Annotated in this window: 13 protein-coding genes and 1 pseudogene; 7 read left to right on the top strand and 7 right to left on the bottom strand. The window is 58.0% G+C overall.

Going from position 1 to position 18,258, the window contains the following annotated elements; genetic code table 11:
• Positions 1-15: 15 nt before the first annotated feature.
• The 5 genes from IVB24_RS39365 to IVB24_RS39345 are packed head-to-tail and all read right to left on the bottom strand — an operon-like array spanning position 16 to position 5,313.
• Positions 16-906 carry an SMP-30/gluconolactonase/LRE family protein gene (locus IVB24_RS39365; RefSeq protein WP_247774312.1) on the bottom strand — a complete coding sequence of 297 codons (891 nt, stop codon included), beginning with the start codon at positions 904-906 and terminating at the stop codon, positions 16-18.
• A 34-nt stretch (positions 907-940) separates the two neighbouring features.
• Positions 941-2,044, bottom strand: coding sequence for an ABC transporter ATP-binding protein (locus IVB24_RS39360; RefSeq protein ID WP_247403197.1), 1,104 nt, complete (start codon positions 2,042-2,044; stop codon positions 941-943).
• A 10-nt stretch (positions 2,045-2,054) separates the two neighbouring features.
• Positions 2,055-2,894, bottom strand: a complete 840-nt coding sequence (locus IVB24_RS39355; RefSeq protein WP_247285518.1) for a carbohydrate ABC transporter permease — start codon at positions 2,892-2,894, stop codon at positions 2,055-2,057.
• The gene (locus IVB24_RS39350) at positions 2,891-3,817 is read right to left on the bottom strand and encodes a sugar ABC transporter permease (RefSeq protein ID WP_247774311.1); all 927 of its coding nucleotides are present in this window, start codon (positions 3,815-3,817) and stop codon (positions 2,891-2,893) included. The genes IVB24_RS39355 and IVB24_RS39350 overlap by 4 nt, the downstream gene beginning before the upstream one ends.
• A 59-nt stretch (positions 3,818-3,876) precedes the next feature.
• Positions 3,877-5,313, bottom strand: coding sequence for a sugar ABC transporter substrate-binding protein (locus IVB24_RS39345; protein WP_247403189.1), 1,437 nt, complete (start codon positions 5,311-5,313; stop codon positions 3,877-3,879).
• Positions 5,314-5,835: 522 nt separating this feature from the next.
• Between IVB24_RS39345 and IVB24_RS39340 the strand changes: the two are divergent.
• A pseudogene (locus IVB24_RS39340) lies at positions 5,836-6,188 on the top strand (FGGY-family carbohydrate kinase); the annotation flags it as partial.
• Positions 6,189-6,554: 366 nt separating this feature from the next.
• Here IVB24_RS39340 and IVB24_RS39335 read toward each other — a convergent pair.
• On the bottom strand, positions 6,555-7,847 hold the full coding sequence (locus IVB24_RS39335) for an MFS transporter (RefSeq protein WP_247774310.1): 1,293 nt from the start codon (positions 7,845-7,847) through the stop codon (positions 6,555-6,557).
• Positions 7,848-8,128: 281 nt separating this feature from the next.
• On the opposite strand from IVB24_RS39335, the gene IVB24_RS39330 reads away from it, so the two are divergent.
• From IVB24_RS39330 to IVB24_RS39305, 6 genes are all read left to right on the top strand, one after another.
• Complete coding sequence (locus IVB24_RS39330) at positions 8,129-8,731, top strand: XRE family transcriptional regulator (RefSeq protein WP_247285523.1); 603 nt, start codon at positions 8,129-8,131, stop codon at positions 8,729-8,731.
• Positions 8,732-8,764: 33 nt separating this feature from the next.
• Positions 8,765-9,406 (top strand): 2-hydroxychromene-2-carboxylate isomerase, encoded by a 642-nt coding sequence (locus IVB24_RS39325; protein ID WP_247377031.1) that lies wholly within the window; start codon positions 8,765-8,767, stop codon positions 9,404-9,406.
• Positions 9,407-10,157: 751 nt separating this feature from the next.
• Complete coding sequence (locus IVB24_RS39320) at positions 10,158-11,507, top strand: pyridoxal-phosphate dependent enzyme (RefSeq protein ID WP_247774309.1); 1,350 nt, start codon at positions 10,158-10,160, stop codon at positions 11,505-11,507.
• A gap of 3 nt (positions 11,508-11,510) precedes the next feature.
• Complete coding sequence (locus IVB24_RS39315; RefSeq protein ID WP_247403179.1) at positions 11,511-12,221, top strand: VTT domain-containing protein; 711 nt, start codon at positions 11,511-11,513, stop codon at positions 12,219-12,221.
• A 130-nt stretch (positions 12,222-12,351) separates the two neighbouring features.
• Positions 12,352-13,245 carry a transporter substrate-binding domain-containing protein gene (locus IVB24_RS39310; RefSeq protein ID WP_247403176.1) on the top strand — a complete coding sequence of 298 codons (894 nt, stop codon included), beginning with the start codon at positions 12,352-12,354 and terminating at the stop codon, positions 13,243-13,245.
• Between the two features lie 80 nt (positions 13,246-13,325).
• Positions 13,326-16,067 (top strand): EAL domain-containing protein, encoded by a 2,742-nt coding sequence (locus IVB24_RS39305; protein ID WP_247774308.1) that lies wholly within the window; start codon positions 13,326-13,328, stop codon positions 16,065-16,067.
• Positions 16,068-16,459: 392 nt separating this feature from the next.
• On the opposite strand, the gene IVB24_RS39300 is transcribed toward IVB24_RS39305, so the two are convergent.
• Positions 16,460-18,007, bottom strand: coding sequence for a Fic family protein (locus tag IVB24_RS39300; protein WP_247774307.1), 1,548 nt, complete (start codon positions 18,005-18,007; stop codon positions 16,460-16,462).
• Positions 18,008-18,258: the final 251 nt, after the last annotated feature.

Here is an 18,258-nt window from a genome sequence, read left to right as displayed (position 1 = left end):
CCGTGAGGCGCCTCGTCAGGCGAATTTCGGCAGATTCAGCGGCAGGCCTTCGCAGGGCATATCGATCTCCTCGACCTGGCCCTTGCCGACTTCAGTGACACGCAGCTTCTTGCCCTCGAGTGTAAAGGCACAATTCGTCGGCTGCGGCCCATCCAGGATCAGCCGGTCGACGACTTCGCCCCGTCGGTCCAGCACCGTGACGTTCTTCTGGTTGTAGACCGTGCAATAGAGGCGGCCATTCGTCCCGAAGGCCATACCGTCCGGCCCTTTGAAGTCAGGATTGGAATCAGGCTGCAGGACGTTGCCGAAGACCGCACGTTTCGGCGAGGCTTCGCCGAGCACGTCGTATCGGTAGATCTCGCCGGTGAAGGACGCGTTGGCATAGAGCTGATTGTCGGGACCGAAGGCAATGCCGTTGGTGAACCGGATCTTGCGATCGAGCACGCGCAGGACTTTCATCGCCGCTGGATCGATCTCATACACACGGCCGTCCCAATCAAGATTCATATAGTCGTCGACGAAGGCTTGCCCGTTGATGAAACCCTCAGCAGCCATGCCGGAGTCGGTCATGTAGAGCAGTCCATTCGGACCGAAGCAGAGATCGTTCGGGAACAGAAAGCGGTCCGCACCTTCGCCCTGCATGCGCCGGATCTCGTTTCCGCTTTCGTCGATGCAAATCAGCGCCCGAAGACCGGCTTCTGCGATCCAGATCCGGTCGTGGCCATCGGTCGTCAGTCCGTTTGGACGACCGCCCGTGGTCCGGATCACCCTGCGATTGCCGCGAGGGTCAAGCCGCGTAATGCAAAGGGTCGACGCGGACATCTCCGTGACGTACATTGATCCGTCCGGCAGGCACACCGGGCCCTCGGGCGCTCCGATCCCGGTGGCAAAGAGTCTCGACACCATTGTTTCCTCCCGTTTTCCAGATTGTTGGCGCTCGCTAGGCGATGACCAGGCCGCTGGCCGGATCGATCAGCACCACACGATTGAGGTCGATGGCGAGGTCGATCCGCTCGCCATGGCTGCTGACGTCATGAGCTTGCAGCTCGGCAACCGCATCCACTCCGCCGATCTTGATGGTGGCGAATGTACGGGTCCCAGTCGGCTGAATGAGATCGGCGACGGCTGAATAAGAGACCACTCCGTCGCGCAAAGGTCCGCCGCCAGCCCGGATGAGGTGCTGGGGACGAATGCCGACGAGAACCTCCCGTCCATCCTCGCGGGTGACTAATGTGGCCTTTGCGGGCGGAAGTGTCAGCGAATCACCAGGCCGAAACACAACTGCACCAACGCCGCCGTTGGTCTTGAGGGTCGCCGGGATGAGGTTGATCGACGGAGATCCGAGGAAGCCGGCCACAAAACCCGTACGGGGCTGCTCGAACAGTTCAAGCGGAGCCCCTTGCTGCTCGATTTTTCCATCACGGAGCAGCACGATGCGGTCGGCCAGCGTCATCGCCTCGACCTGATCGTGGGTGACGTAGATCATCGTCGTCGTGATTTCGTGGTGCAGGCGCTTGATCTCGGTCCGCATCTCATCGCGCAATTGGGCGTCGAGATTTGAGAGCGGCTCGTCGAACAGGAACAGGTCCGCCTTGCGGACGATGGCCCGGCCGATGGCGACCCGCTGACGCTGTCCGCCGGAGAGCTGCCGAGGATAGCGCTGAAGAAGATTGCCGATGCCCAGCATTTCGGCGGCTTCGCTGACCCGCTTCCTGATCTCCATCTCTGGAGTCTTGCGGGCGCGCAGACCGAAGGCGATGTTCTCGTTGACGGTCAAATAGGGGTAGAGCGCGTAATTTTGAAACACCATCGCGATGTTGCGCTCGCGCGGGCGCAGATCGTTGACCACTGCGCCGCCGATGGTGATCGTCCCGTCATCCGGGTCTTCAAGACCGGCTATCGTTCGTAAGAGCGTGCTCTTGCCGCAGCCGGACGGCCCTACAAGCACTGCGAATTCGCCGTCGGTGATGGTAAGATCCACACCCCGAACCGCGTGCACGTTGCCGTAATATTTGTGCACCCCGGACAGCTTGACGTCAGCCACTTCGCTCTCCTTAACCTTTGACTGCGCCCAGAGAGATGCCGCGCACGAGATAGCGCTGCATCACCGAGACCGCGACGAAGATCGGCAACGTACCAAGGACCGACATTGCCGCGATCTTTGCCCAGAAATTCGATTGTCCGCCGAAGTAGTGCGTCAGCATGACGGGAAAGGTGATGACCTCGGTACGCGTGAGCACCAGCGCGAAGAGGAAGTCATTCCAGGCGAAGACGAAGGTGAAGACCGACGTCGCCATGAGCCCCGGACGGACCATCGGAAAGACAACTTTCCAGATCACTTCCCATCGATTCAGGCCGTCCACGAGCGCGCTTTCTTCGAGCTCCAGCGGAACGTCGACGATGTAGCCGCGCATCATCCAGATCACGTAGGGGAGATTGAACGCCGTGTAGAGCAGGATCAGCCCGAAATAGCCGTCGACGAGACCAAAATAGACGTAGATCAGGAAAATCGGAAAGACGACCGCAATTGGTGGGATCATGCGCTGGGAGATGATCCACATTGCGAGGTTCTCGCCGCCGGTGCCGAACCGGGCTAGGCTGTAGGCGCAGAGCGTCCCAAGAACGATCGCAATGCCGGAGCTGACGCCGGCGACGATCAGACTGTTCAGAATGGCAAGGACGTCCCCGTCCTTGAACAGCACGTAATAGTTCGAGAACTGGATCTGACCGGGAATCCACAAGGGCGGCACATGATAGATCTCGTCCGGCGTCTTGAACGAAATCATGAACAGCCAGTAGACCGGAAACAGAAACAGCAGGGTTACGACGCTGGCGCCGACATAGCGAAGCGCCAGGATGCGGGCTTTTCTCGCTGGAAGCTTGGCGATCCTCATCGCGCAAGCACCATGCGCTTGAGGAACAGGGTGGTGACGAGCGTCAGCAGCGCAATCACCAGGAACGAGATCGCGGCCGTATAGCTCGTCTCGAATTGCGAGAAGCCCTGCACATAGGTGTAGAGCGAGATGGTCTCGGTCATCGAGCCCGGGCCGCCTTCGGTAAGAGCCCAGATGATGTCGAAGATGCGGACGAGGTCCAGGCCCCGGATCAGGCAGGCCACGGCGACAACGGGCGCGATCGCCGGCAGAACGATTGCGCGAAGCACGCGAAAGTATGATGCGCCGTCGAGTTCCGCAGCTTCGAGCTGCGATTGGTCGACGTTCGACAAGGCTGCGAGCAGCAGCAGGAACATGAACGGCGACCATTGCCAGACTTCGCAGACGATGATCGCCGGATAGACGTAGGCAGGATTGACCGTCCAAAGGATTCGCACCGGCTCGCCCGCAATGAAGCTCAGGATCTGACCGACTGGACCGAAGCGAACGTCGAACATCAACCGCCAGGTCGCTCCCGCGACGATCGGAGAGATCACCGTCGGAAGCACCAGCAGTGCGACGAAGAGCTGGCGTCCGGGCATGCGATCGATGAAAAGCTGCGCCATCAGGAAGCCGATCAGCAGCTCGAGGGGCAGGGCGATCGCGGTGATGATGGCAGTGTGGCCGAGCGAGGCCCAGAGGCGAGCATCCCTGAACAGCTCCGCATAGTTCAAGAGGCCAACGAAGGACGTGTCGTTCTCGGTCATCGTGATGCGCTGAAAGCTTACGATCAGCGAATAGATCAGGGGAAACAAGCCGACCAGGAGAAGGATCAGAATGGCCGGCGCGACGATGAGATAGGGCAGGCGGTCCTCGAGCATGCGCCCGAGGCGGCTAGGCCGACGTTGTTCGGCACCCTTGAGACTTGCGGAAAGCGTCATCATCAGTCCAGGAAACAGCACAGCACGGGAGGGCTAGGCCTCCCGTGCGGTGTCCAAGGCAGCTATTGGGGATAAGCGCCGGGCTTTGCCGCCCAGACCTTGTAGACCGCTTTTTGATTGTCGTTGCCGACCTTCTCGGTGATGGCGTCGAATTGTTGCGCCAGGCGATCGAGGATAGCCTTGGGATCTTCGCCCGCCCAGAGGCTGGAGATCGCCTTGGTCACTGCTTCGTCGTACTTGTCCTGTTGCAGCAGGGAGAGATCAAGCAGGCCCTTCTCGCCGGAAGTCTTGATCGTATCGAGATAGGCGGGAGCGTCGGGCCAGAGCGCACGGTATTTTTCGCTCGCGTAGTGCGACAGCCGGAACGGATCGCGCAGCGTATAGGGGAGCTGGACGCGCTCGAGGCTGGTCTTCTTGCTGTTCAGCCATTGAATGAAGAGATAGGCGGCCTCCTTGTTCTTGCTGGTCGCCGACACCGACAAGTCGAAACCGACGCCGAGCTCCGGACGGCCGAGAGGCGTGAGTGCGTAGCCGACCTTGCCAGCGACTTGCGATTTGGGCACCCATTTCAACGCTTCCTCGCCCGAACCGTAGCCAGCGGCCCACCGTCCATAGGGCGGCCAGGAGATCGTCATCGCGGTGGTGCCCTGGAGGAACGCGGCGAGATTGTCGACGAAATTCCACTGCTCAACGCCCGGCGGCATGAACTTGTTTTCCGCCAGCATTTGTTTGAACACCTTGAGGCCGATGTCACTATTCACCGTCGCCTTCAAGGTGTCGGCATTGAAGAACTTGCCGCCTTCCATGCGGAAGCGTTCCTGAAACATGTATTGCGGATAGGGCGCTGTGCGGAAGAAGCCGGCACCGTATACCTTGGGCGCCATCTTGTCGGTGATGAACTGGCCGATCTCGTCGAACTGCTTCCAGTCCTTTGGCGGCGCGAGTTCGTAGCCGAACTTGGCCTTGAACTCTTCCTTCATCTTCGGATCCTCGAAGATGTCTTTGCGGTAGTAAAGCAGCATCACGTCGCCGTCGTCCGGAAAGCCGTAAATCTTCCCGTCATACTGCATCTGGTTGTCGCGATACGCGGTCGCGATGTCCTGCAACTCGTCGCGATAGCCGAACTTGTCGACATACTTGTCGAGAGCCTCGAGCGCGCCAGCGCGCGCAAGGTCAGGCATCCAGGACGGAATGACGTTCAGCGCGTCATAGGCGCCGGCGCCCGATCTGAAATCCTGCATGATCTTGGTGAACATCTGGTCGGTGGGCACTTCGACCACCTTGACCTTGATCCCGGTGAGCTTCTCCCATTTCGGGCCTGAATAGTTCAGCGGGTCTAACGATTGAAGACCGGCCTCCCAGACGATGCTGATCGTCGTTCCCGCATACTTCTTTGCGGCTTCGACCGCGATGTCGGCGGCATCCTTATCGGCGGCTGGCGCCGAGGCACCAGCGAGCGCTAGGACAGCGGCGGCGCCGAGAAATGTCCTAAACTTCATCCCCTTCTTCCTCCTCCTCTGGGCGTCCGCAGACCGCCGGGCTGCTTTGGAGCGCTTCTCATGTGAGTTTTAGCTGATCAGCAGGTACGGATATGGCCCCGCGGCGCGAGCACGGACGGACTCCGACGTCGCGGGTAAATCGATTCATCTATGGCGAGAATTGCCACTCAGGCGTCTTTCGGCCAGGTCTGGATCAGCCAGACTGGGCTTCCCGAATGAACGCGATTTGGCTTCCTTGAAGCATGCATCCTCCCCCAAAAACGCTACCAAGCTCTGATTTTTGGGCTAGTCTGCGTTGTCGCAGAACTCTTCGACAAATGAGAACTTTGCAAGCATGGGTGAGCTACATTCACCTGTCTAGCATGCGGCTCTCCGAAGCGAGATAAGTGCGGATTTGCTTTACCCGCCTAGCTCCGATCTGCGAGGCGGCGTTGAACAGGAACAGCTACTGCACACGCCATATGCTAAGCATGCCGTGATACGAACCAAGTGTTGCCGCCATCGGCCGTGCCGCGGGGCTGATCGCCGTTTGCGGATCCGGACGCGCGAGGATTGATCGCCGCCTTGGGAGGGAAAACGAGCTCGACAGCCTAGTCACCTTGTATCTCGCCAGGATGTGCGGCCTTGGCTACGGGACCCGACAAATTGTGCGATCGCTGCACGAGAAGGGCGGGCCAATCGACACGATTATCGTCAGCGGCGGTGCGGGCCAGAGTGAGTTGGCGCTTCAGCTTCTGGCCGATGCGACTGGACAAGTCGCGGCAACGACAACCTCACCCGAGCCTGTGCTTCTCGGGTCCGCTATGCTGGGCGCGGTGGCCCCGCGCCGCTATCCTGATATCATCAGCGCGATGTCGGCCATGTGGAAAATCGGCAGGGCATTCACGTAGCCGAAGACGATCGCGCCTTCGCCGGCTATCACCATCCCGCCATTCCACGACGCTGGGCGGTGGGACCCTGATCAAGCTGCCGACCTCGGCCCGAAGGCGTCTATGTCCAGCCAATCCTTTCCCCTGCGAGCCGCACCGAGCTCTGGAGCGTCGGTCGTTGATGCGACCGTTGAGATTGAGTAGAGGCCGCGGGGCGATCGCAACGGCCGATTGCGGGCGAGGCGGATCGCTGGCCGATCGTGCGGCACAAAGAGGCCGCACTCGAGCCGGATAGCACGAGCGTGCCGCAATGCTGGCGCGCAGAACAACGCGCCAGCATTTCGCGAGAAGGCTCCGGTGTTTTGGTATCGTCTATTTCGATGGTTTCATCGAAAAGGCGCAAGCGGCAGCCAACAGGGCCAGCCCTCCCAAATAGAAGCCGATGGCCAACGTGCTGCCCGTCGTGGTCAGCAGCGTGGTTGCGATGATAGGGGCAAGGCCTCCGCCAATTGCAGCCGCGATCTGAACGCCGAGCGACATGCCACTGTAGCGAACCCCGGGCGGGAATTGAGCCGAATACAGCGCGGGCTGAAGTCCGAACATTGTTGGATAGATAAGGCCTAGGGAGACGACGATAGCGAGGCGGATCAATAGGGGGTCCTTGGTGTTGACCATCAGAAATAACGGAATGGCAAACAGCGCGAGCAGAATGCCTCCGACGCCGTAAATCGTGCGGGCGCCGATCTTGTCGCCGAAATGTCCATATATTGGAATTGCGAACAGTCCGACGGTTGCCGCAATGAGAATGCTATTCAATACCTCAGCCCTCGAGAGACCGAGGGTGACGGTCGAATATTGAAGGATGAAGATCGTGACGAGATAGAACAATGTGACCTCTGCCAGCTTCGCTCCCACGGCCAGGAGAAGAGGGCGGAGATGCGTGCTCACGACTTCAGCGCTCGGCATAGCCACGGTCTGTCCTTCATTCTTGGCTTGCAAGAATACCGGGCTCTCGGGAACCTTCGATCGGACAAAACTTCCCAGCAGGATGAGGACGATGCTCGCGAGGAAGGGCACTCGCCATCCCCAAGCCAGAAAATCGCTCTCGGAGAAGGAGCTCATATGGGCGAATACCAAGGTCGCGAGGATTAATCCGGCTGGAGTGCCTGCCTGCGGCAAGCTGCCGAATAGCGACCGCTTGTTGCCATCGGCATGCTCGACGGCCATCAGTACCGCGCCGCCCCATTCGCCGCCCACGGCAATTCCCTGGCAGATTCGAAGAAGGACGAGCAGCACGGCCGCCCAGATACCGATCTGAGAGTAGGTGGGGAGCAGGCCAATCAAAACAGTCGGGATGCCCATCAGGAAGAGGCTGAGGAGAAGCATACTCTTTCGGCCGATCCTATCTCCGAAATGTCCGAAAACGAGTCCGCCTAGCGGTCGCGCAAAGAGCCCAACGGCAAAGGTCGCGAAAGAAGCCAGCGTGCCGCTGACGGGATCAATGCTGGGGAAGAACAGCTTGCTAAAGACCAGGGCGGAGGCCGTCCCGAAGATGAAAAAGTCGTACCATTCGATGGTTGTTCCGACCACTGTCGCGGCCACAACCCATCCCTTCGAGGTCGGCTTTGCGGCGGTTGTCGTTGATGCATTCTCATAGACAGTCATCTCTTCTCCGTTGAAGTTGAGTGGTCCCGGCTGCCTTGACAATTTTTTCCACGCGTAGTCCTTTGGACAACATGTTGCCCGCAGGGAACCATATATCACTCCGTCACTATTGAAAAGGGCGCGGCTATAACGGACTAAGGCGAGGTGTGCTCATGACGAGCGCGGCGAGGCCTACCGCTCCGCGCTGGCTCTTCGTTCATTGACAAAGCACATTCAGTCGCCACGATGCTTGGGGAGACAAAAAATCGTGGAAATCTGGTCTGCCAGTCCGGTGATGAAGAATGATGAGCAAGAAGACAATTCGGACGACCAAATTCGAAGCGAGTGTTTCAGAGCAGCTGCCGGCGGGACGGATCGGCGCTCGTTTGCGTGCCTGGCGCCGCAACAAGAACATGACACTCGACGAGCTGGCTCTCGCGACGGGACTGAACAAAAGCTTCCTGTCCCGGATCGAGAAAGACGCCAAGGCACCGTCGATCGCAACCGTGATGAAGCTCTCTCGTGCTTTGGACATTCCCGTGGCGCTGCTATTTGGTGAACAGGTCGCGGACTCGGACATCCATCTGGTTCGTACCGCGAACCGGCAGCCGGAGGAGGATCCGGTCCATGGATACTCTTTTGTATCCCTATCGCCAGCGGGGCCGGGCCGACGGGCGGAAGCTTTCTTAATGACGCCGCCGGCCCACTTCAGTGAGGCAACCTACGCAGAACATTCCGGCGAGGAGTCGCTCTACGTCATTACGGGGCGCGTCGAAGTGAAGTTCGCGGACCGCAGTGTCGTCATGGGCCCCGGAGATTTCCTGCAGTTTCCGGGGCACCTCGTTCACCACGTGCGGCGGGTTGGCGCCCGCGCAACCGTCCTTATCGTCATTAGCCGAGACTAATCCACGCCCACCACCTTCCGAAGGCCTGATGCTATGCTTGATCAAGATGCGCCATTCATCGACTACTATGTCTGGCTGATGTCGGACTGGGCCTATTTAGGGCAGGTCAGATTGTCACAGATAACCGCGCGTCACGGAGTTCGTGTCAACTATATCCCAATGCGCATGCAGGATGTCTATGCAGCAAGCGGCGGCATCGTTCTTGAAAAGCGTTCATGGCAGCGACGCGACTATCGAATCGAGGAGCTTAAGCGTTGGAGCGAGCGGCTCGGGATGATCGTCAACATCGAGCCTTCCTATTTTCCTGTCGACGTGGATCTTGCGTCCTGCATGGTAATTGCGGCGCAAAACCAAGGCTTGAATGTCGACAGTCTCGCGAACGCAATGATGCGCGCGATTTGGGTCGAGGACGAGAACCTCGCCGACCGCGACACGCTGCTGAGAACTGCGGATCGCGCCGGTTATGACGGTTTGACGCTGTTGGAGGGGGCGGCAGGTGCTGCCCGCCTGGAATACGTATCCAATACCTCTCGCGCATTGGAAGCTGGTGTCTTTGGATCGCCGTTCTATGTCTTCAAAGGCGAACGGTTCTGGGGGCAGGATCGGCTGGATATGCTTGAAGAGCGACTGATCCGCACAAAAGGCGCTCCGCTGGGGCGCAGGCCGCGAGCCTGATTCATTTCGAGTGTCTGAGCCAATCCGACGTCGACGCGGTCACCGTGTCGGCTTCAGCGGACTGTCGGCCCAACTGCGGGCGGGCGGCTCGGCAGCGGCTCGTCTTCCAAGCGGTACAAGCGTAGCACAACCGCCCCTCGTTGGAGTCGTCCGGCACGCGGGCATTGGCTTGCCGCGGGCCGGACACGCCTTCCGGATCGGAAAAGCGCTTGGGTCTGGTGTTTCTCACCGCGACTATGAGTCAGCCACTCTCGTTCGCAATTGTTCGGGCGCGGTGCTGGCCAAGGCGCCAGCTGATCGTGCCGTGCTTCGGCGCCTACACCAACGACGTGCGGAGATTGCGCAACAGCCGAGTGGCGCCAACGCCGGATACAATGGGGGCGCAGACGGGAAGTGCGCGCGCACTAGCAAAAAAGGGCCCTTCTGATCCACTTTCCGGCCGACCCGGAGTATATCTCTTGATGCGGTCCGATGGGCGAAGCCCTTGCGCCAAAACAACAATACGGCGGGGCTAATCGCCGTACTGCCAAGCTGGTTTGAGCTAGATTTGATACTGAGCACGCCTTCAACGCGTCTGCGTTAAGCAAACCTTTCAGTATTTCGCCCGTGAGCGCGCATGCGGATTGGAATAGGGTTAAAAAAGCGTTAACCTGAAGCTACACCGAGTAGCATCCAGGCAATGAACCTCTCTCGCCGGAACTTCATGCAAGCGGCCCTCCTAGGCGGTGCCGCGCTGAGCGGAGGTGCCGCGTTGAGCGCGGTCGCCACCCATCAACGTCGCCCCCTCCCGTTGTCGCCGCTCCCGCAAGCCGCTGATCTTGCCGGCTTGGCTCCCTCGACCGCAGCGTTGAAATCGCAATCCTTGGCGCTCGGCAGATTCTTTCCCTCCCTGCTGGATCCCGATGCCGCAGGCGGTCCTTTCATCTGCAACACGCTCTCCGGCGATAAGTCATTTGCCGATTACGTTCGCTGGGGCGAACCCGGTAACTCGGTTTTCCTGAGGCAGGCTGACGGCCGCGCCGCCATTCCATGGACACCCATTTTCTTGAGGGGAAACAACCAGCTATTGCAGTTGCCGTCGTCTGTGACGCGACAAATAGACTGCTCTGATCTTTTGGTGATGAATGAGAGCAGTGCGCGTTATCCCGTCTTTGGCAACAAGGCGCGGAAGTACGAATTCCTGCTCCCGAATCTGAAGTGGTCCGGCTCCAAGCGTTTAGGGACGGTTGGCGCGGTCTCTAGCAATCATGCTCTGCAGTTTGCCCTAGCCAATCGTCTGGCCGATTTGACTGGTGACGGACAGCCGCTGAATTGTGCCCTCGACTTGGTGCTTTTCGAGGTGCCGGGAGCTACCACGGACATGGCGCGGCTGGGGATTTTGCGAGGCCTGGTTGAAGACGTTGCCATAGCCAAGAACAACATTGAATTGGTGGGCGAAGCTTCCCAGGAATATGCGAGAAATTGGCTACATCCGGATACGGATTCGCTCGTTCCCCCAGGCGGTTCGAACGATCTGAGTGTGTTGGGACATATGAATGCGATTGCCGAGTTGGCGCAGTTCCTTAGCGCCGCTCAGGCGTGGAGTGCACCGCCCGACGTGATTTTTGTCGCCATGGGCAGCGGCTCGACGGTCTTGGGCCTTCTCCTGGGCGTCCATTTGATGGGATGGAAGACCAAGGTCGTGGGAGTGGCCGATCAGGACAAATCATATCTGACGCGATGGGTTGTCAACCGGCAACCCTCCTTGCCATTTGTGGAGGGGAATGTTGCCAAACTCGCTCGCAGCACGGTTGAGTGGCTGCAGCAAATCCGCTTTCCAGGCATCTCCCCTGATGTACTTCGCCTGATGCAAGACGAGATATTCGTGCCGGATTCCACCAGCTGGCAGCCCGGCTACGGCTTGGTCGAAGCCGCCGACGTTGCGTGGGCGAACGAGTTGGAGGAAGCCGGACTCATCCTTGATCCAGTCTTCACTTTGAAAGCATGGCGCTCGTTGCTCACCATGTCTAAAGCGGGGGCGCTCAAGAACAAGAAGGTTCTTTTCTGGAATACTTACAACAGCTTTGATTACATGCCGCCTCTTCTATCCAGCTTGGGATAGCCGATGCGTGGTTACCAGCCATTGATCGTCTATATGGCAATCGTCATGTTTCTGACGCTGGCATATTTTGCATCACCTATTTCGAGAGAGGCCTTTTGGCAGGTGTTTCCGGGGCTCGAAACAATGGCCCAAGCGCATCCACTCGGCACCGCTGTGGCGTTTCTGGTCACATCCACTGTCCTTGCATTTCTGTCCTTTCCCTCCATGCCAATGATTTGCCTGGCCGCCGGTTTTTACATGGATGGGTTGGAGGGAGGCGCCACCGTGCTGCTCGGCAGTGCCTTTGGCGGTTTGAGCGCGTTTCTCTTCTATCGAAAGCACATTCAACGTCCCAGCGCTTCATTATGTCAGCAATCGGCTGTGAGACTCTGGTTGACCTTGCTCGGACTACGCCTCTCGCCGCTGGTGCCCGCACCACTGGTGAATTTCATTGCCGCGATGCTTGACGTCACCCCTCTTCAGTACCTGACGACCAGCATGTTGGGCGGCGCGCCGCTGGTCCTGTTCTATGCGCAAATAGGGCAGCAAGGGCATCACTTATTGTCCGGCGAAACGCCGCATTGGCAGCAGTTTTCCGGATACTTGACCATATTATGCTTAAGCACGCTGTTGAGCGCGATGGGTCCGTGGCGCTCGGTGCTGAACGACCTCAAGAAACTGAAAGGCACGCCCGGATCGAACAATCTTCCGTTGCACTCAGCACCTGGTCTGTAATCAATCCTTTACCGACAAACTGGTTTTTCCGAAAACTGAAATCTACTTTGTTGTATTTCGCCATCCTTTCTTAAACTCACAGCTATAGATTGCAGGCGCCTCTCCTGGCACAAAGGTAAAGAGCGCCTCCATGTCCCTGAAACGCTTTGTCCGCGGCTCGCTGAGCGGCGCCTTGGTCTTCCTATTCGCGACTTCAGGCTGGGCAGCTGATCTTGCAGAGATCAAGCAGCGAGGCGAAATCCGCCATCTTGGCATCCGCTACGCCAACTTTGTGACCGGCGCGGGGGATGGTTTGGAGGTCGAGCTGATGCAGGGCTTCGCCAAAAGAATTGGCGTCTCCTACAAGCTTGTCTACTCAGACTTTTATTCGGTCATCCGCGACCTGCTCGGCAAGGATGTGGTGCGCAAAAATGGCGAAGTGACGCTGGCCGGTGACTATCCCATCAAAGGCGATGTGATATCGAGCGGCTTCACCGTGCTGCCCTGGCGTGAGGCCATTCTTCTATATTCCGAGCCGACCCTTCCTTCGCAGGTTCTCTTGGTGGCACCAGCCGAGTCTGATCTGCAGCCGATCCAGGACGGCGCGGATCTTGCGGCAGACATCGTCAACACCCGGAAAGCGATCGGATCCAAGAGCGTACTCGTGATGGAGCGCACCTGCTTGGATCCATCCAATTACGGTTTGGTCAACGTCGGTATCGATTTAAAGGCTTACAACAAGAGCGCCAACCTGAACGAGATGGTCCCGGCCATGCTCAACAAAGAAGCCGAGTTGACACTGCTCGACGTACCGGATGCCATTCTGGATTTGCGCAAATGGGCGGGCAAAATCAAGATTCTGGGGCCGATCTCCGAGCAGCAAACGTTGGCAACCGCCTTTCCGAAGGACGCGCCAGCTTTGCGCAATGAATTCAACGCGTATTTGAGCGAGATCAAGGCCTCCGGCTTCTATGACCGGCTGGTGGACAAATATTATCCAGGCATCCGTCGATTTTTCCCGGAATATTTCGCGAAAACGAATTAATGATATCTTCGCTGATTAGATTCAGTCGATCGTTAGCGCCACGCTGGCTCTTGATAGCAGCAGCGGCGTTTCTGCTGTCGATGTTTTATCTGATTGGCAATCTCTATACGTCGCAAGTGGAGTTGCGGCAAAACGCCGATGCGCGTCTGGTGTCGCTCGGTGAAGCGCGCGCCGCGGAGGTCAGCGATTTCTTAGCTGAACGGCGGCAAGCCGCGGCACGGCTTGCAGCCAGCGAGGACATTTCCAACTATTTCAGCAATCTCGATCTCGGAATGTCCGTCAAATACGGCCTCTTCGCCAATTTGGCTGCAATCGAGCGCCGCTTTCAGGCGACGATGGTTGAGGAGAAATATCAGGGCCAAGCCGCCTATTTGCGGCTGGCTTTCTACGATCGCAACGGCGTGGCGCAAGTTGATGTCGGCTCGTCCAGCGCGACGACAGCTTCGCCGGGCCGTAACGCCCTGGCCGAACCATATATTCAGATTGACGACAAGCGCCGCCTGATTGTGGTCAGCGTACCGATACTCCAGAAGGGCAAGATAAGGGGAACGGTCGAGACCGTGAGCAGTCTCAATCTACTTTCCTCATTGGTGTCTACCAACGACCTCGGCCAGCCGCGCGAATTCCTCCTGGGAGACGATGGGCAGGTGCTGCTCCCGATCGAGCGAGAGCACTCGGCCGTTGTCACCGAAGGCCCCTCGCTAGCCAAGATTTCGTCTGGCCGCATACAACCGCTGTCAAATCTCAGCGCTTCCGAACTGAAAGGATATCTCGCACTTCGCTCGCCAGTTACCGGCACTCGACTTTCCGTCCTGCGGCTGGCCAGCGAGGATGAACTATACGGCCGTACGCTTTCACCCGTTTCCGTTTTTTATCTTGGCCTCTTCGCCATCGTGCTATTTATGCTGGCGATCGGCTTCGAGCGAATGCGTCAAAATGCGGCGCGGTTACAAGTCAAGTTCGTGGAGTCCAATCGACATCGAGCGGAGTTGGCCGAAAACAATCTCGCTCTCTCTCAAGAGATCAGGCGGCGCGAAGCCATTGAGGCCGACCTGCAGCGACAGAGAGAGGCTCTGGACAAGTCAAACTCTGAATTGCGCATAGCCGCGGCTGCTTTCAATGCTCAGGAAGGCATGATCGTCACCGATACCAAAGGCGTAATCTTGAGTGCCAACCGCGCCTTCGTGGGCTTAACCGGCTATACGATCGAAGAATTGGTGGGACAAACCCCGAGACTGTTCCGGTCTCATCGGCGTGATGGTGAATTCTACCGCAGTATGTGGGGTTCCGTTCAAGCAACTGGCGGCTGGCAAGGTGATATGAGTCTCAGGACCAGGAGCGGCGAAAACTGTGCGCGCTGGCTGACTATATCTGCTGTGAAAAACGAGGCGGGCGAGGTCACCAACTACATCGGCTCGTATTATGACATTTCTAAACTGAAGCACGCTGAGGAAAAGATCCAAGAACTCGCTTTCTTTGACCAGCTAACAGGTCTGCCGAACCGCGTCCTGCTAATCGACCGCGTGCGCCAGGCCGTCAATGCGAATATCCGCAGCAAATCCTACGGCGCTTTGCTGTTCATTGATCTGGACAATTTCAAGACACTGAACGACTCGCTGGGTCACCACATGGGCGATATGCTGCTGAAATGTGCGGCTCAGCGCCTCTCCCATTGTGTGAGGGCGGATGACACAGTTGCCCGCTTTGGCGGCGACGAATTTGTCGTTCTTCTCGCCAATCTGGGTACACAGAAAGCAAAGGTCGCAGCCTTACAGGCGGAAGCGATAGGCGAAAAGATACTCGCAGCCTTCACCGAGGTCTTCCAGCTCGATGCGTATGAATATCCCTGTACCGCAAGTGTTGGCGTGACCTTGTTTTCGACTGATGAGTGCAACGTTGACGAGTTGCTCAAGAGAGCCGATCTGGCAATGTACGATGCGAAAACGGCGGGGCGAAATGGCCTGCGGTTTTTCGACCCGGCCATGCAGACTATGATTACGGCCCGCGCTGCCCTCGAGACCGATCTACGAGAAGACCTTAAGAAGGAACGGCTTTTGCTGCATTACCAGCCGCAGGTCGATCACGAAGGAAGGCTGCTGGGGGCAGAAGCGCTGGCGCGCTGGCCGCATGCGCATAAAGGGATGATTTCTCCTAGCGAATTCATCCCGGTCGCAGAAAGCACCGGCCTCATCCTTCCGCTCGGCGCCTTGATGTTGAAGACCGCGTGCCGTCAGCTGGCTCGCTGGTCAAGCGATCCGGCGACCGAACGCCTGACCATCGCGATCAATGTCAGCGCCCTGCAGATGCGTCAGAAGAATTTTGTCGAAGAGGTCCGCGCGATCATTGAGCAAACCGGCGCCAATCCCCATCGCCTCAAAATCGAACTCACTGAAAGCACATTAGTCAGCAACGTCGACGATGTGATCGCCAAGATGGGCAAATTGAAAGCGATTGGCATCGGTTTCAGCCTCGATGATTTCGGAACCGGCTATTCAGCGCTTTCGTATCTGAAGCGTTTGCCGCTTGACCAGCTCAAGATCGATCGCAGCTTCGTCAAGGACGTTCTGGTTGACTCTAACGACGCCGCGATAGCCCAGATGATCATAGCGCTTAGCAGAAGCCTCGGCCTTTCAGTCATTGCCGAAGGCGTCGAAACGGAGGAGCAATATGCGTTCCTGGCGCGACATGGACAGCTCAGTTACCAGGGCTATTTGTTCGGACGGCCTATGCCGGCCGAGGATTTCGTGAGTCTCGCCCGAGCTTTCTCGCCACGTCACGGTTTGAAGCGGGTACGCGGGTCGGTCAATCGGGCTTCCGCATAGGCCGTCGCCGGGAGACGCCAATTGCTGTTGTTTCTTGCTCGTTTTGAGTGGCGAAGCAGCCGTCCGAATACAACCGACACAGCCAAAGCCCAATCGAGGCCATAGCGCCTGCTCGTGGTCCAAATCGGCCGCGCCCCGGCAATGTCGCGCCTGCTCGCATTATGTCGTCGATCATCGGTGGTTCCTCTGGTTGCGTTGTTGCCGTTGGCGTGTCGCAACCCGATCCTACCGGAGAATTTCCGGTGGCCAGCGCAATGGCGCCCGCCTGCTACGGCGCTATTAGAGGCGCACGACAGGGTGGCTTTGCGCTACCGAGCTACACCACAACCGTGGACACGACCCGCACCACCGCTGGAAAGAATGGGCTTCCTGTCTCTGCGCAAGACGCGCCGTTAGTCACTTAAGGCTCCGCTTCGACCGAATGAGTCCGCGTACAATTGCTCAAGTTTCACAACTTCATCTTGAGTGAGCTCGGCGAATTCGTTCTCTCGTGCCCGCTTTGAAAGTCTTCCTTGATTCTGTCGCAGAAAGCCAAACAGGTTGTTGAGCGTTCGCTCGGGCATGTCGATGATGTTTTCGACTCCGGATCGGAACATATCGAAGTTGCGCAGGAAGCTCGTCTCATTCGGAAGGTCCAGCTCAATCGTCTGGCGTACACATTCGTACAGAAATTCCGCATGCGGGGTCGCGTCGAAGAAGCGGTAAAAATCCCCGGTGTCGTTCAAAACCTTCACATTATTCTTTGGGGTCGCTTCCCATTGTACGCACGGAAGTAGCCTGCTGGAATAGCTTTCCAGCACGCTTTTGTACTCGGCGATCCGGTCTAGAATCGCCGACGACACTGGAAAATGGACCCCGGCCGGATTAAATCCGCGCCGCGCGAGGACATGATGCATCAGATATCGATGGATGCGTCCGTTGCCGTCCTCGAATGGATGGATATAAACAAAGCCGAAGGCGAGCACCGCCGCCGCGATAATGGGATCGAGCTCGTTCTCGGCGGCGAGGTCGAATGCGATCAATCCTGCCATAAGAGAGGCGATGTCTTCATGCCTCGCGCTGATATGGTCCGGGATAGGGCGCTGTGTATCGCGGTCATGCTCTCCGACGAAGCCGCCTTCCTGCCGGACCCCGAGCTTCACGAAACGCTCGTCTCCGATGACGATGCCTTGCAGGCGCAAAAACTCCTGCTCATCGAGCGGCGCGCGTCCAGCCTCGCCGATGGCGCGTCCCCATCTTTGAATGCGACCCTGAGGCGGCCTTTCGCCTTCGATGATGTAACTGGACTTTGAATCTTTCAGCAGCAGAAAGGCGGCGGTCCGCGCGAGCAAATCCTTCGGGACTTCGCTGACGACAGCGCGCGCGCGCTCCTTCCAGTTCTGCGCGAGAAATTGGTTCAGCGCGGCCGTCTTGAAAACGAGCGGACAAAATTCCGGGGTGCCGGGAAGATTGTTGCGAACGCGATGCCGGGCGGAATTCGTGCCAATCCCTCCGAACTGGAGGTCGGTATCGATGGCGTCTACATATGAGACCTTGTCTGTAAGCGACAGATTCAGCTCGCGGCCAAGCAACCACTCGTACAGAAACCAGATGCGGCGTGTGTAAATTCCGGTCGGCTTCTGCCGGACAAGCTCCGCGATATCACCCTCATTGACGACGCGGAAAAGTCGCTTCAGGACGGAAAGATCGACTCCTTCGTTCTTGAGGGCAAAAGTCAGGTGTCCCTCAAGCGAGGCCTGGGGAGCATGGCGAGGCGTGTAGATCCGCCAACCATCCTGTTCAATGATGCGGTGCCGGGCTCCGATGGCCGAAAGGGTGCGGGGGACCGGCACGGCCAGCTTGTAAGTGTCGATGAGCGCGGCATAACCCGCGGGGACAGCGGGCTCAGGCAATCGCCTATCGTGAAAAACATTCACCGATCCTGAAAATTCTGCGCTCACTTACATTCCTCTGAAAAACATTTCCCGTCCTCGAATTTTAGTCACTGAGGGCTTGGATTTCGAAATTCCATCATACCACGTGAAAAACAGTCTCTCAACGGATTAATCATGAAAATGGTTCACTTTGGACAGAGAACCCGGCCCACGATTCCAGTAGCGGACCAGGTCAGTCCGGGATGGAACCTGTCATGGCGCCGGTGATCTGCCGACGTTCCGGTTTTCAAATTCGCCATCATTTTCATGACGTTCAG

The sequence above is a fragment of the Bradyrhizobium sp. 192 genome, from assembly GCF_023100965.1.
GTDB classification, from domain to species: Bacteria; Pseudomonadota; Alphaproteobacteria; order Rhizobiales; family Xanthobacteraceae; genus Bradyrhizobium; species Bradyrhizobium symbiodeficiens.
This window is presented reverse-complemented; position numbering and strand designations above follow the sequence as displayed.